This is a genomic window from Pseudoalteromonas sp. S3776, from assembly GCF_005886915.1.
Taxonomy (GTDB): domain Bacteria; phylum Pseudomonadota; class Gammaproteobacteria; order Enterobacterales; family Alteromonadaceae; genus Pseudoalteromonas.
Genome location: NZ_PNCU01000047.1, coordinates 1 through 14,154, shown reverse-complemented (window position 1 = coordinate 14,154; position 14,154 = coordinate 1). Strand labels below are relative to the sequence as shown.

Sequence of the window (14,154 nt, the reverse complement as noted above, 5' to 3'; positions counted from 1 at the left end):
GCGTAAGCTCGCAGAGCTAAGTATTACTCACGTAGCATTATTTTAATAGCACATAATAAAAATGACGCTTATGCGTCATTTTTTATATCCTCAAAATCAGTTACTCTGTTACGACCATGCTCTTTTGAGTAATACAACGCTTTATCAGCAGCTTCAATCCAACGTTCATGCTTTGCAAACTCTGGGCTATTGCCTGCAAAGCCAACACTCACTGTCATCTCTATTTTTGTATGCTTATAAATAAAAGGGTTGGCCTCTATCAGTGCTCTTAAGCGCTCGGCGAATGTTGCTGCGCCTTGTTTGTCGGTATCAAGTAAAGTAACAACAAACTCCTCCCCACCATATCGTCCTGCTATGTCGGTTTCGCGAAGCGTCGTTCGAAGCAAATCTGAAAGGTGGCGAAGCGCCTCATCACCACAGCTATGACCATGCTCATCATTAATTTTTTTAAAATGGTCGATATCAAACATTAACAGTGTGCTGCTACCACCACTGCGCTTAACGCGCAAAAACTCTTGGTGCAGCGTGCTTTCCCAATGCCCGCGATTATACAGTTGCGTTAGGCTATCAGTTTGGCTGACTTGTTCTAAACGCTTGTTTAAATCTTCCAATTCTTTTTTATTTACTGCCACATCGGTAACATCGTAAATAATAATACAAATATGGCTTACTTCGCCCAATGTGTTGGTAAGTGGAATAAAAGTCGCGTTTTGGTACATGTAATCCGCTTTACCAGTAATTGGCCGATAATTTTTAAAACGAAAAATGTAAGGTTGCTGCTCCCAAATAGTAAACGAGCGGTTTTTAAGTACAAATACAGACTCTGACTTACTTCTAAACCATTTTTCGTCAATTGAGGGGAATAAATCAAATAAATCTTTGTCCTTTACAGCGCTGGGCAATAGCCCCGAATGGTTTTCCATAAAGCCATTCCATACGCACACTTTATAGTCTCTATCCAGTACAACTAGGCCCACATCAACTGTGTTAAACATATCCATTAACCAATGGATTTCATTCATTTCTAAATCAGCGGCCATAACTTAGTCTTCTAATAGGTAAGCAACTTTGTATTTCAAAGTCTTCAGTGAATCTTCGGTAAATAACAGCATAAGGTCACAGTTAATATCGTGGTTTTCGATGCCGTAGCTTATCTCTATTGCTAAAGTTCTTTGCCAACGAGATTTATTCGATTTAACCAACTCTGATACATCGCGATGCTGGCCAAGTACAATGGGGTGGCCTTGACTAAAAGACATGTCAAGCTGTTTAGAGAGCCCCGTTAAAATTGAGCCTATTAGAATATTACTAATATCCATAAGCAGCTCAAGTTCAACCTTGTCGTTAAGCTCACCATCGTAATTCATTAATGACGCAATTTCTTTAAAGCTTGAGTCATTTAGTAATAGCAACGCCTCGCCAGATACGCCACCGCCAATAAAGCCCTGGCAAACGCCCGAGGTAGCTGCGTTGTTATCAATAGACTGCAACGCCATGTCTAGCTCATTAACTTCAAGCACATTCACATTCGGAATCGGCAGCTCTACAAACACATTTAAAAGCCGTGCAAGTAAATCCCCCGCTTGACCCATAGCAACATTTGTAAGCTCTTGGTATATATCGCGCACATCTGGGTCTACTTGCTCACCCAAAGAGTGGGCGAGTCGTTCGCGCATGGCTTTATCTTTAATACCGTGGTGCTCAATAATATCTGCGAGCTTTTCAGCAGAGCAAGGCTTTTGGATAAAATCAATAGCCCCTAACTCTAAAACACGTTGGTGCGCATTTGGCTGAATATCGCCAGATACCACCACGGTTAGGATATTAAGACCTTGCTCTTTCATGGCCATAAGGACTTCGTACCCGTCCATTTCAGGCATGTTTAAATCAAGAAAAAGTATTTCGGGCTCGATTATTTTTAGTTTTTTGATGCAATCAACACCATCTTGAGCAAACTCTACTTTAATATCCCAGTCATCTGGTAAAGAGCGAGCTAGCTGGCGCCTCGCTAATTTTGAGTCGTCACATATTAATACGGATGTTGACATACTATCTCTCTATTATTTAACCCAATGTTGTCAATAGGCCTTATGACTTTATTAAAGATACATTTTGTAACTACATGTTAATAAAAGTTCTTCGAGTTTACAATTTATATATCACAGAACTTATTATTACTTTTACAGTGATATTTAATCGCTTGGTTAGTGATATTCAGTATAATACACTCAAACCTATTGCGTTAATTTAAAAGGAAATAACCTATGGTACGCTCTCTTATTTTTGCACTAAGCACGCTTGCTTTAAGCTCAGTTGGGCACGCATCACAGTACCCCGAAAACACGCTTGATGCAGGTAAGGTCTCTGCTCAGGGTAAACCTGTCACCTTGCTAGGTAAAGGTGTGAGTGTAGGTGATAATGCGCCAAATTTTAAAGTAGTTGATGGTGGTTTTGCTCCTGTAAATCTTGATGATTATAAAGGGCAAGCAGTATTGATTAGCGTGGTACCAAGTTTAGATACAGGTATTTGTAGCTTACAAACAAAGCATTTCAACGAAAAAGTGGCATCGCAATTCCCTGCTGTTGCGATGCTGACAATTAGCGCCGATTTACCTTTTGCTCAAAAACGCTTTTGTAATGCCCAGAATATTGACAAAGTCACTGCCCTTTCTGACTCTGTATGGCGAGACTTTGGCCAAAAATATGGCTTAATTATAAAAGATATGGGGCTGCTTACCCGCGCCGTATTTATTTTAGATAAGAGCCACACAGTGATATACAAACAACTCGTGTCTAATTTATCAACCGAGCCAAACTACGACCCAGTAATAGAAAAGTTAAAAGCGTTGTAGATACTAAGTTTTACCAAATGGTTTAATTTTAAATTGTTAAAAGCTAATAAATACAAAAAAACCGCCTGAGGGCGGTTTTTTAATACCTAAGCTGTGTTTAGATTATATTAACCTAAAAGCTCTGCTAATTGCTGGCTTACTGTTTCAACAGCTTGCGTACCATCAAGTTTATGGTACTGCGTGTTGCCCGCTTTTGCTTCAGCTTGGTAATAATCAACCAATGGCATAGTTTGCTCATGGTAAATACCTAAACGTTTGCGAACTGTTTCTTCCGTGTCATCTGCACGGATAATTAGTTCTTCGCCTGTTTCATCATCTTTACCTTCCACTTTTGGTGGGTTGTAAACAACGTGATAAACACGGCCAGAACCAGGATGCACACGGCGGCCACCCATACGCTCAACAATTACTTCATCAGCAACGTCAAACTCAATAACGTGATCAACCACAACGCCATTTTCTTTCATTGCATCTGCTTGTGGAATGGTACGTGGGAAGCCATCAAGTAAAAAGCCTTGTTCACAATCTGGTTTAGCAATACGCTCTTTAACTAAACCAATGATGATATCGTCAGAAATTAACTGACCTGCATCCATTACTTTTTTAGCTTCTAAACCAAGTGGTGTACCTTCTTTAATGGCTGCACGAAGCATGTCACCGGTAGAAATTTGTGGAATACCGTATTTGTCCATTAAAAACTGAGCTTGCGTACCTTTACCAGCACCTGGCGCGCCCAAAAGAATAATGCGCATATCATTGTCCCCTAGTATGGATAGTTATTTTAAAGCCTGAATTCTTCCACAAGCGCTGCAGATACTCAAGCAACTTATACTAATTGCCTACTTTAGATCGCATAAAAAAAGGAAGCATACGCTTCCTTTATAATTATGGTTATCTTTTGAGCTATTTTAGCATTTAAAAGAGCCTGTTAGCCTTACTTATTCAAATCAAGCATTAATTTGTTTAAGCGTGTTACAAAACCGGTAGGGTCTTTTAATGTGCCACGTTCAGCAAGTAAAGCTTGGTCTAGTAATACATGAGACCACTGTGCAAACTTATCTTCGTCTTGCTCATCGTTTAAGTGCTTAACTAACTGGTGCTCAGGGTTAAGCTCAAACACTGGCTTGGCCTCTGGTACAGGTTGGCCTACTGACTCCATAAGCTTTTGCATTTGCGAGCTCATGTCGTTCTCATCGCTCACAACACAGGCAGGAGAATCTGTTAAGCGATGCGTAAAGCGTACTTCCTTAACTTCTTCACCTAGCGCTGTTTTAATGCGTTCAATTAAGCCTTCTACTTCTTTTTCAGACTCTTCTTGCGCTTTCTTCGTTTCTTCGTCGTCAAGTTTACCTAAATCAAGGTCGCCACGGGTGATTGACTGGAACGATTTTTCGTTAAATTCAGTTAAGTGGCTCATCATCCACTCATCAACACGGTCACTTAGTAATAATACTTCGATGCCTTTTTTGCGGAAGATTTCTAAGTGCGGAGAGTTTTTAGCCGCAGTAAACGAATCAGCAACCACGTAGTAAATTTTATCTTGCTCATCGTTCATGCGCTCAATGTATTGCTCAAGCGATACATCTTGTGTTTCTGAGTCGGTATGCGTAGATGAGAAGCGTAATAATTTAGCAATGGCTTCTTTATTTGCTGTATCTTCTGCTGGGCCTTCTTTGATTACTTGGCCAAACTCGTTCCAAAATGTTTGATAGTCTTCGGCTTTGTTTTTAGCCATGCGCTCTAGCATTTTTAAAATACGAGACGTACACCCTTTGCGTATAGCTTGCGTTACTTTGTTATCTTGTAAAATTTCGCGCGATACATTTAGCGGTAAATCATTTGAATCAAGTAAGCCTTTTACAAAGCGCAGGTAACTTGGCATAAACTGCTCAGCGTCATCCATAATGAAAACACGTTGAACATACAGTTTTAAGCCACTTTGGCGCTCACGGTTCCATAAATCGAACGGCGCTTTTTTAGGGATGTACAATAAGCTTGTGTACTCAGTTTTACCTTCTACTTTATTGTGCGCCCAGTTTAGCGGCTCTTCCCAATCATGGCTTACATGCTTGTAAAACTCTTTGTATTCTTCATCAGAAACCTCTGACTTATCACGTGTCCATAAAGCGGTTGCACGGTTAATGCTTTCCCACTCACCTGGAACGGCTGGGATTTTTTCGCCATCTTCGCCTTCAGACTCAGGCACTTCTGCTTTATACATTTGTACAGGTGTAGAGATGTGATCTGAGTATTTAGTAACGATGCTACGCAGTCGGTATTCATCCGCGTATTCTTTTTCTTCTTCACGCAGGTGTAAAATAATATCCGTACCACGACCTTCTTTTTCAATCTCTTGTAACGTGTACTCACCTTCACCTTGTGACTGCCACTCGTACGCTTGTGTTTCACCTGCTTTACGCGTGCGTACTGTCACTTCATCAGCCACAATAAAGGCTGAATAAAAACCAACACCAAATTGACCAATTAATTGAGAGTCTTTGCTTTGGTCACCGGTTAAGTTTTTGAAAAACTCAGCAGTACCCGACTTAGCAATAGTGCCTAAAGAGCTAATCACTTCTTCACGCGTCATACCAATACCATTATCAGAAATGGTAATTGTGTTCGCTTCTTTATCTGCGCTAATACGTACACGTAAATCGGCATCACCTTGGTAAAGGTCACCATTAGAAAGCGCTAAAAAGCGTAGCTTATCGGCAGCGTCTGATGCATTTGATACAAGCTCACGTAAAAATATTTCTTTATTCGAATATAACGAATGAATCATTAAGTTTAATAGTTGTTTTACTTCTGTTTGAAAGCCTAATGTTTCTTTTTGTGCTGCAGTCATTTATGTATCTCCAATTAGCAAAGTGTCTGCGTTATGCACTTAATATGGGGTGAGGTGGAGTAACTTCAAGGGAAAAATTTAAAAAAGCAGCATTTGCACTTATATAAATGAAAAGCCACATATAAATGTGGCTGCTGGGGTTAAATTACGGTGTGTTTTGAGCGTACTGGGCTTTTAAAGCACTAACTCGTTCGTGTAAATAATTAGCGCTTACCTGCTCTGCGTCAATCGGCTCTCCTACACTCACCGAGACTAACGACCATTTAAGACGCGGTAGTTGCCATTTTGCTTTACGGCTAAACATGCTGCCCCATAAACCACCTAAGTGAACGGGCACAACAGGCACTGGTGTGCGCGCTATAATGCGCTCAATGCCACGTCTAAACATGTCCATTTCTCCATTGCTTGTTAGTTTGCCTTCAGGAAAAATACCAACTAACTCACCGCGTTCAAGCGCTGCGGCAACCTCATCAAATGCTTTGGTAAACGCCTTTGGGTTGGCTTTTTCGCTATCAATTGGAATAGCTTTTGCCATTTTAAATAACCAATGCAATGCTTTTGAATGATAAATGGGCGCAAACACCATAAAGCGTATAGGCCTAGGCGAAGTCGCTAAAATAAACATCCAATCTACAAAGCTAACATGGTTAGCCACAATAACGGCTGCGCCTTCGCTTGGAATATTTTCATGCCCTTTTGTACGCACACGATACATACATATGGCTAGAATATAGATCACAAAGCGCAAGAAGAACTCCGGCACCTTAGTGTAAATATAAATAGAAATAAGTAAATTTAGCCCCGCCAAAAGTAACAGTAACGACGAAATATGCCACTGTAAAACAGAGAGCGTTACAATACTTAATATGGCACTGCCAACCATAAAGAGCGCATTAAGCACATTATTAGCAGCAATCACCCGCGAACGACTTGCCTCCTCGGTACGCTGCTGAATAAGCGCATACAGCGGCACAGTATAAAAGCCAGATGCAATACCAATACCTGCCATCCAAAAAAAATGCCATATCATATCGCCCGTATTGAGCACTTGCTTTAGTGTTAATAAATTTTCAGAGGGCACGATATATTCACTAATAGCCGGCTCTTGGCTTAACAAATACAAAAATAACGTTATTAAAATAGCGCCAAAAGGTACAATTCCCAGCTCAATACGTGAGCGTGAGAGCTTTTCACACAACAAAGACCCCACAGCAATGCTTAGCGAAAAAACCACCAGCGCACTGGTTACAACGAGCTCATCGCCACCCATTACATGCTTAACGTAATTAGGTAATGCCGTTAAAATAACCGCGCCTATTAGCCAAAACCAACTTATACCCAACACCGATTTACCAACCGATTCTGTTTGAGCATTAAGCGCTTTAAATACATCTTTAGTGGAAGTAAAAATATTATAGGTAAAGCGCAAGTTTGCATCATTCGCTTCACTAATAGGAATAAACCGGCTACTTAAAAAGCCAAGTACAGCTAATACTAATACCGCGATGCTGATTACCGTTGGGCCTGTTGTTTGGGTAATAAAATAGGTGCCAAAAATAGTGCCCAATAAAATGGCTACAAACGTGGCAGACTCAACTAAGCCATTGGCTTTTGTTAGTTCGTTGGGTGCAACGTGCTGCGGTAAAATAGAATACTTGAGTGGGCCAAAAAAGGTACTTTGCAGCCCCATAAAAAACACGGTTGTAAGCATTAGCCACACATATTGCGTAAAAATAGAGGCCGCGCCAATAACCATAATTGGTATTTCGCAAAATTTAACAAGCCGTATGAGCTTTGATTTTTCTGTTTTTTCGGCCAGTTGCCCCGCCATCCCAGAAAACAAAAAGAACGGTAATATAAATAAGCCCGCTGCAAGGTTTGAATATAGCGCACCATCGCCTAGGGTTGCAGCTTGAAACACCAATAATATAAGCACAGATTGCTTATACACATTATCATTCATAGCCGATAAAAACTGCGTTACAAATAGCGGTAAAAAACGCTTACTGCTGAGCAAACCGTCTTTATTGCCGTGTTTATTATTTTGCATAGTACTCCTTACTAATCAGATAAATTCCTGATGTTTGCTTATATCAACTCGCCCACTTGAGTGGCCCTTTAGGGCGCAAGTGCCTTGCAACAATCACGCTATTTAGTTGTTGTTAGTCAATAATTTATAACATAACAGCGCCAAGTTTAACTCATTTATTAATAAATATGATTATTGCTAAGCTCACACACGTTATACGGTATTAAAAGAGCAAACACAAAAAAGCCTACATATTTTACTATGTAGGCTTTTAAAACAATTTCAGATAGTGATGCTAGTCCTGCACAGCCGCTCGCTAGTCCTGCACAACCGCTCGTCGGCCGCTAAATGCGTGCATTAACGTTGTGCCATCCACTAAGTCGAGTTCGCCACCCACAGGGATACCATGCGCTATACGCGAAGCGCCAACTTTATATTTATGGCAAAGTTGGGCAATATAATGTGCAGTGGTTTCGCCCTCAACGGTGGGGTTGGTAGCTAAAATCACTTCGTTAATTGCACCATGCGAGAGCTTTTGTTCAAGTATATCTAAGCCAATTTCTTTGGGGCCAATCCCGTCAATCGGCGATAAATGCCCCATCAATACAAAGTACAAACCAAGATATTGGCCTGTTTGCTCTATAGCCAACACATCGGTAGGCGACTCAACAACGCAGAGCACGCCACTGTCTTGGCGTTTTGTGCTTAAGCAAATATCACACTGAGCTTGCTCAGTAAAGGTGCGACACGACTGACAATGCCCAACCGCAGACATGGCTTTGGTTAATGCGTTACCAAGTTGGGTCCCGCCTTTACGGTCGCGTTCCAGTAAATGAAATGCAATGCGCTGAGCAGACTTAGGGCCTATACCCGGTTGGCAACGTAGCGCTTCTATAAGCTGTGTTAAACTATCTGAAAGTTGCATATTTATTAGAACGGCATTTTCATACCTGGTGGTAATTGCATACCGCCAGTAACTTTACTCATACGCTCTTGCGTTTCGTCAGCAACGCGACGAACAGCATCATTACATGCTGCTGCAAGTAAATCTTCAATCATGTCTTTGTCATCTTCCATCAGGCTATCATCAAGCTCAACACGACGCACGTTATGATTACCAAGCATGGTTACTTTTACAAGGCCTGCGCCGGCTTCGCCAACAACTTCCATTGTTGCGATTTCGTCTTGGGCTTTTTGCATGCGCTCTTGCATTTGCTGCGCTTGCTTCATCATGTTACCCATTCCACCTTTAAACATAATTTTCTCTCTTTCTTTTAAACTCTAGTTGTCATGAAGATAAGGGCGATTGTATTTAATTACAATGCCTGAATACTGTTTTCGTCAATTTCGGCGCTAAATAGCTGCTGAAATTGTACTATGTTTTCATCTGATGTGATCACATCAATAGCTTGCTGATGCCGCCCTGCATCAATTTTTTGCTGAATTAAATAAGGCGAGTCAATCACCCCTTTTGCAAAGTTAATACTTAGCGATACGTTATGTCCGTAAATGCTTGATAACGCTGCATCGAGCTTTTGCCTAAGCATGGGCGTATCTAAGTGTTTTTGAGATTCATCCACGTCAATATGTAAACTGTCGCCTTGCTTGGTAAAAATCGAGTGTAATGCAAATTGACGCATTCGCCCACCAAGCCCCATACGCTTAATTAAATAAGCCCACTCATCTTGCTGATGCGCAAATTTAATCTCGCTAATTGGACTTTGAAAATCATCTGGAACCGGTATAGCAGGCTCTTGCTCTATTACCTCTGGCTTTTTTTGTGGGTTAATTTGCTCAAGCAGCTCAGGGGCTAAGTTTTCAGTAATTGTTTGATGCTTTTCTTTAAAATCAACCTTACGCGCTGGCTGGCTTTGCGTTACTGGCTCAGCTGGCGTTTGGCTCCCTGTTACTGGGAGCGCTGGCTTTTTTTCGCTGTCACCTTGCGCGTGGTCATGCCATGGCGGTGAATCATTTTGTGGCTCACTCGCTTGCGAGCGTGTATTGTGTGGTGTTTCTTCAATGAATGGCGCTGCTTGATCAGGCGCTTTTGGTGTTTGCGCATGCTCAGTGGTATTTACACTTCCCCCTGAAAGCCTGCCTGCCCCCGATATATTTCTATCACGTAAAATTCGCGCAATAGCTGATTGTGCTTGAGCTTCTTGTTCACGCACACTGCTATCTTTAGTATCGGCGTTTTCAGCGGCGGATTGTGTATGTGGCGCTACAGGTGCCGGGTTATAACCTTGATCTACAGCACTGCTCATAACATCATCAAATTGTGCAGCTAAGCTTTGCTCCATATTACTGTGTTGCAAATATGCATCGTCTTCACTTTTGCGCTCAGCGGCCTCGTCATTCTTAGCAATGTGTTCATTTTGCTGCACAGGGCTCGACATATCGTTTTGGGGGCTTTGAGCCGCAGGTGTTACGCTGTTGCTGTGTTGCTCACTTGGCGAGCGAGTTAGCTGCTCTGTGGGCGGGTGCGCTACTGGTTCATCAGTTGTATGACTTTGTGCAGTGCTTTGGCTGTGCTCAACCATTGGTTGCGCAGCTGGGGTTTCGTTTTGCGATGGCGTTTTATTTTTATTTAATATATCACGCAGCGCATCGGCACGGCCTTTACTATTGGTAGGCGCAGGCGTTGCTGCACTTTGTGTGTTGCTTGCCTCAGGAAGCGATTGAGCAGGTGTTGTACCTGCAGATTCAAATGCTAATAAACGTAGCATTATCATTTCAAAGCCTAAACGAGGCTCTGGTGCCCATTGTAAGTCTTTTTTACCATTTAATAGTAACTGATAATACACCTGTACTTGTTGAGCCTGAGTGTGCTGTGCAACATGGCTAATATAATCGGCGTTTTTATCATCAAGTTGCGCTGCCTGCGGGACCAGTTGAGTTAACTGAATAAGGTGAGTTAATGCAATTAAATCATCAAGTAGTGCAATATAGTTAGGGTTACGGCTCGCTACTTGGGCTATTTCATCCATTAGTGCACCACCGTCTTGTGCTAACAAAGCAGCCAGCAAACTTTGGCTGTAATGTGTGTCCATTAAACCAAGCATGGCTTGCACGGCTTGGTTGTTTATGTCGCCGTTGGTTTGCGCAATAGCTTGATCTGTTAAGCTTAAGGCGTCTCGCATACTACCATCGGCGGCTTTTGCAATAATACTTAGCGCATCTTTATCAAAGTTTAGTTGCTCTTGAGTAAGTACATGCTCAAGCTGAGTTTTAATTTCGCTTTGCGAAAGTGCATTTAAGTTAAACTGTAAACAGCGCGATAAAATGGTAACAGGTAACTTTTGCGGATCGGTGGTTGCCAGTAAAAATTTCACATGCTCTGGCGGCTCTTCTAACGTTTTTAATAACGCGTTAAAGCTATGCTTCGAGAGCATGTGCACTTCATCTATTAGGTAAACTTTATAACGTCCGCGTGTAGGTGCATATTGAACGTTATCAAGAATTTCACGAGTATCTTCAACTTTGGTGCGAGAAGCGGCATCAATTTCAAGTAAGTCAATGTAGCGCCCTGCTTCTATATCAGTACAACTACTACATTGTCCACAAGGAGATGCCGATATACCCTCATCACAATTTAAGCTTTTAGCAAAAATGCGTGCAATGGTTGTTTTACCCACACCGCGGGTTCCAGTGAATAAATAAGCGTGATGCAGTCTATTTTGTGTAAGCGCATTAACAAGCGCTTGCTTTACATGAGACTGGCCAACCAATTCATGAAAGGTTTGCGGACGCCATTTTCTAGCTAGAACCTGATAACTCATCAATTACTCGCCTTCAAACTCAACAAGTTTTAAGATTTTAATACCCATTTTTTCTATACGCTGCTCACCACCAAGCTCTGGTAATGAAACAACAAACGCAGCATCAGTGGCCTTGCCGCCTAATTTTGCAACTAGCTTTGCTGTGGCTTCAATTGTGCCACCGGTAGCTAATAAATCATCCACTAATAATACTTTGTCGCCTGGGACAATAGCATCAACATGAAGCTCTAATGTGTCTTCGCCGTATTCAAGTAGGTAATCTTGGCGAATCACTTCGCGTGGTAGCTTGCCTGGCTTACGAACAGGAATAAAAGGGATCCCTAACGCGTATGATAGCGGCGCACCAAAAATAAAGCCGCGAGATTCTGTTCCAATAATTTTTGTAAAGCCTTGGTTTTTATATTCGTTTATAAAAGCATCGATTGTTGCTTTAAAGGCTTCTGGATTTGCCATTAGTGTTGTTACATCACGAAACATAATGCCTAGTTTAGGATAGTCGGCAATGGTTGCGATACTGTTTTTAATAATAGCGGGTGTTACTTGAGTCATAAGTTTAATTGCTCAATAGTTTATATTTCAAAGCAGCTGATTATAACCTTAACTGACGTTAAAATGCGAGTTTGCTGTTATTAATACCGAGGTGGTTTGAAAATTATACGGGTGGAGGAAGAAAAGAAGCATAAGGCTGATAAAAACAACAGCCTTAATAGAACTAGGAGCTTTAAGTTAGGCTTGTGATCCAGCCTAAAATCGCATTTAAACAGCCAATACCCACAAAAACTGCTAAAAAAGCAATAAAGTAAGTAGCGTTAAACGGATCTTTAAAGTCTTTATCATCTGACATTGGTATAACCTTTTTTAAGCACGACAAATAAGGCTGCCATGATAGACGAAGTAAAATAATCTATAAAGACCTTAATGTTGATTTTTTGTCACGATAATACCCCGCTCGGACATTGCATTAAGCGTACTTAACGCGCCTTGCGCAATTTGTTGTTCACTAAAATTAGGCGCATGAACTAAAACCTGCTGGCATACACTCTCAAATTCAATGCCCGCTTTTGATTCTATTATTGAAAGTAGTAAAGCGGTCATTGCATTTGTGGCTAAAAACTGCACGTCATCGTTATCATTGCGGTATACAACAAAGTAATTAGGCTGCTCAGATGGCGTGCTGGGTATATACTCTGTGCTGATATGTTGAACCGCATACTGGTAGCTTAAATTACGCGCAACACTCGATAAGTAAAGTGCAGAACTGGTCAGTTCAGTACTTTTTAAGCGTTGCTCGCTAGTATCTTCATTAGCCACGGAAACATCAAGCTCTATCCACTCGTAATGTGCCAGCTCCAGCATAAATGCATAGTCGTATTCTTGCAGGGTATAACTGCTCGATAAGTAATTAATAAACTCTCCTGCTATGTCTAAAAAATAAGGTGACTTGCAGTCATGCTCACTAAAAAATGCTCTTACTAATTTTTGCCATTGCTGTTGTGTGTATAACGTTTTAAGCACCGGAAACCCAGATGAGATAAACCCTGCAATATTATTAAAAAATAAGTCGCGGTAAATCGCCATGCGTCTATCTTCAATACCTTTAGGCTTTGGGTTATGCTCAGGCTCTCGTATGTGCGCCATAAACTCATTTTGACTGTCAATAAAGCTCATATTTCTTCCTTTATGCTAATTGCTGAGTAGGCGATGCGCATAACTGCTTATTTTGTAAGTCGTGAATAATATCAAGCTCTTTTGTAAGTGTATTTATACTTGGGATATTAAAATCACGCTCCAATAAGGTAGGAAACACCCCATGCGCTTGGTACGCTTTATCAAGCAAGTCCCATACGGGGTCAATAACATCAGCGCCGTGGGTATCAACAATTAAATCATCGGCTTCATTGTAGTGCCCAGCTACGTGGCCATAGGCAATGCGTTTTGAAGGCAACCCTAATAAAAACGTCTCAGCATTGTAACCATGATTAATTGAATTAACATAAATATTGTTCACATCTAGCAGTAGTTTACAATCAGCTTGCTCTAAAATCGTATTAGTAAATTCAAGCTCAGATAACTGCTGGCCAGGTGCCGCGTAATAAGAGACATTTTCAATGGCTATTTGTCGCTCTAAAACATCTTGCACTTGTTTGATGCGAGGTACAACGTGCGCAATAGCTTCTTCAGTAAAAGGAATTGGCATTAAATCGTACATATGCCCTTTTCCAGAGCAGTAGCTTAGGTGCTCACTGAATAGTTTAATGTTGTGCTGATCAAAAAACGTTTTTAGCGATTTAACAAATTCAATATCAAGAGGTTCAGGCGACCCGATAGAAAGCGATAAACCATGGCAAACAAAATTATTGGCGTCAGTTAAGGTTTTAAATTGTTTTTTAAAGCGCCCTCCGAGCTTAAGCCAGTTTTCAGGCGCGACTTCCATAAAATCAATTTGCTTTGGCGTATGCGCTAGTAGTTCATCAAGCATCTCTCGACGAAGACCTAAGCCCACCATTCCAAATGCTGAGTTTTGTGTTGCTCTCATCATTATCTCCTTAAACAAAAAGGGCCTTTTGGCCCTTTTAGCATAACGTATATCCGAGTAAATCAGGTACTTAAATCAGCCTGTTATTGGCCGCCACATTTGCCTTCGCC

Annotated in this window: 13 protein-coding genes; 1 reads left to right on the top strand and 12 read right to left on the bottom strand. The window is 41.3% G+C overall.

Annotation, left to right across the window (positions count from 1 at the left end):
* Window positions 1–68: 68 nt before the first annotated feature.
* Together CWC16_RS16580 and CWC16_RS16575 are read right to left on the bottom strand one after the other, a co-directional pair.
* Window positions 69–1,040 carry a sensor domain-containing diguanylate cyclase gene (locus tag CWC16_RS16580; RefSeq protein WP_138542308.1) on the bottom strand — a complete coding sequence of 324 codons (972 nt, stop codon included), beginning with the start codon at window positions 1,038–1,040 and terminating at the stop codon, window positions 69–71.
* A 3-nt stretch (window positions 1,041–1,043) separates the two neighbouring features.
* On the bottom strand, window positions 1,044–2,048 hold the full coding sequence (locus CWC16_RS16575) for a response regulator (protein WP_055018510.1): 1,005 nt from the start codon (window positions 2,046–2,048) through the stop codon (window positions 1,044–1,046).
* A 216-nt stretch (window positions 2,049–2,264) separates the two neighbouring features.
* On the opposite strand from CWC16_RS16575, the gene tpx reads away from it, so the two are divergent.
* A complete protein-coding gene (tpx, locus tag CWC16_RS16570) occupies window positions 2,265–2,852 on the top strand; it encodes a thiol peroxidase (RefSeq protein ID WP_138542307.1) in 588 nt (195 codons plus the stop codon).
* A gap of 107 nt (window positions 2,853–2,959) precedes the next feature.
* Here the strand turns inward: tpx and adk are convergent, their stop codons facing one another.
* The 10 genes from adk to CWC16_RS16525 all read right to left on the bottom strand — a co-directional run bounded on the left by adk (window position 2,960) and on the right by CWC16_RS16525 (window position 14,044).
* On the bottom strand, window positions 2,960–3,604 hold the full coding sequence (gene adk, locus CWC16_RS16565; protein WP_055015238.1) for an adenylate kinase: 645 nt from the start codon (window positions 3,602–3,604) through the stop codon (window positions 2,960–2,962).
* Between the two features lie 182 nt (window positions 3,605–3,786).
* On the bottom strand, window positions 3,787–5,700 hold the full coding sequence (gene htpG, locus CWC16_RS16560) for a molecular chaperone HtpG (RefSeq protein ID WP_024033368.1): 1,914 nt from the start codon (window positions 5,698–5,700) through the stop codon (window positions 3,787–3,789).
* A 145-nt stretch (window positions 5,701–5,845) separates the two neighbouring features.
* Window positions 5,846–7,750, bottom strand: coding sequence for an MFS transporter (locus CWC16_RS16555; protein WP_138542306.1), 1,905 nt, complete (start codon window positions 7,748–7,750; stop codon window positions 5,846–5,848).
* 295 nt (window positions 7,751–8,045) lie between these two features.
* Complete coding sequence (gene recR / locus CWC16_RS16550) at window positions 8,046–8,654, bottom strand: recombination mediator RecR (RefSeq protein WP_055015241.1); 609 nt, start codon at window positions 8,652–8,654, stop codon at window positions 8,046–8,048.
* Between the two features lie 5 nt (window positions 8,655–8,659).
* Complete coding sequence (locus tag CWC16_RS16545; protein ID WP_055015242.1) at window positions 8,660–8,986, bottom strand: YbaB/EbfC family nucleoid-associated protein; 327 nt, start codon at window positions 8,984–8,986, stop codon at window positions 8,660–8,662.
* Between the two features lie 59 nt (window positions 8,987–9,045).
* Window positions 9,046–11,508 (bottom strand): DNA polymerase III subunit gamma/tau, encoded by a 2,463-nt coding sequence (dnaX, locus tag CWC16_RS16540; protein WP_138542305.1) that lies wholly within the window; start codon window positions 11,506–11,508, stop codon window positions 9,046–9,048.
* 3 nt (window positions 11,509–11,511) lie between these two features.
* Window positions 11,512–12,057 (bottom strand): adenine phosphoribosyltransferase, encoded by a 546-nt coding sequence (gene apt, locus CWC16_RS16535; RefSeq protein WP_138542304.1) that lies wholly within the window; start codon window positions 12,055–12,057, stop codon window positions 11,512–11,514.
* 172 nt (window positions 12,058–12,229) lie between these two features.
* Entirely contained in the window at window positions 12,230–12,352 is a 123-nt protein-coding gene (locus CWC16_RS20370; RefSeq protein ID WP_004588125.1) for a hypothetical protein, read from the bottom strand.
* Window positions 12,353–12,423: 71 nt separating this feature from the next.
* Window positions 12,424–13,176: an HvfC family RiPP maturation protein gene (locus CWC16_RS16530; protein WP_138542303.1), complete on the bottom strand. Its 753-nt coding sequence runs from the start codon at window positions 13,174–13,176 to the stop codon at window positions 12,424–12,426.
* Window positions 13,177–13,186: 10 nt separating this feature from the next.
* Complete coding sequence (locus tag CWC16_RS16525; RefSeq protein ID WP_502705078.1) at window positions 13,187–14,044, bottom strand: HvfB family MNIO-type RiPP peptide maturase; 858 nt, start codon at window positions 14,042–14,044, stop codon at window positions 13,187–13,189.
* Window positions 14,045–14,154: the final 110 nt, after the last annotated feature.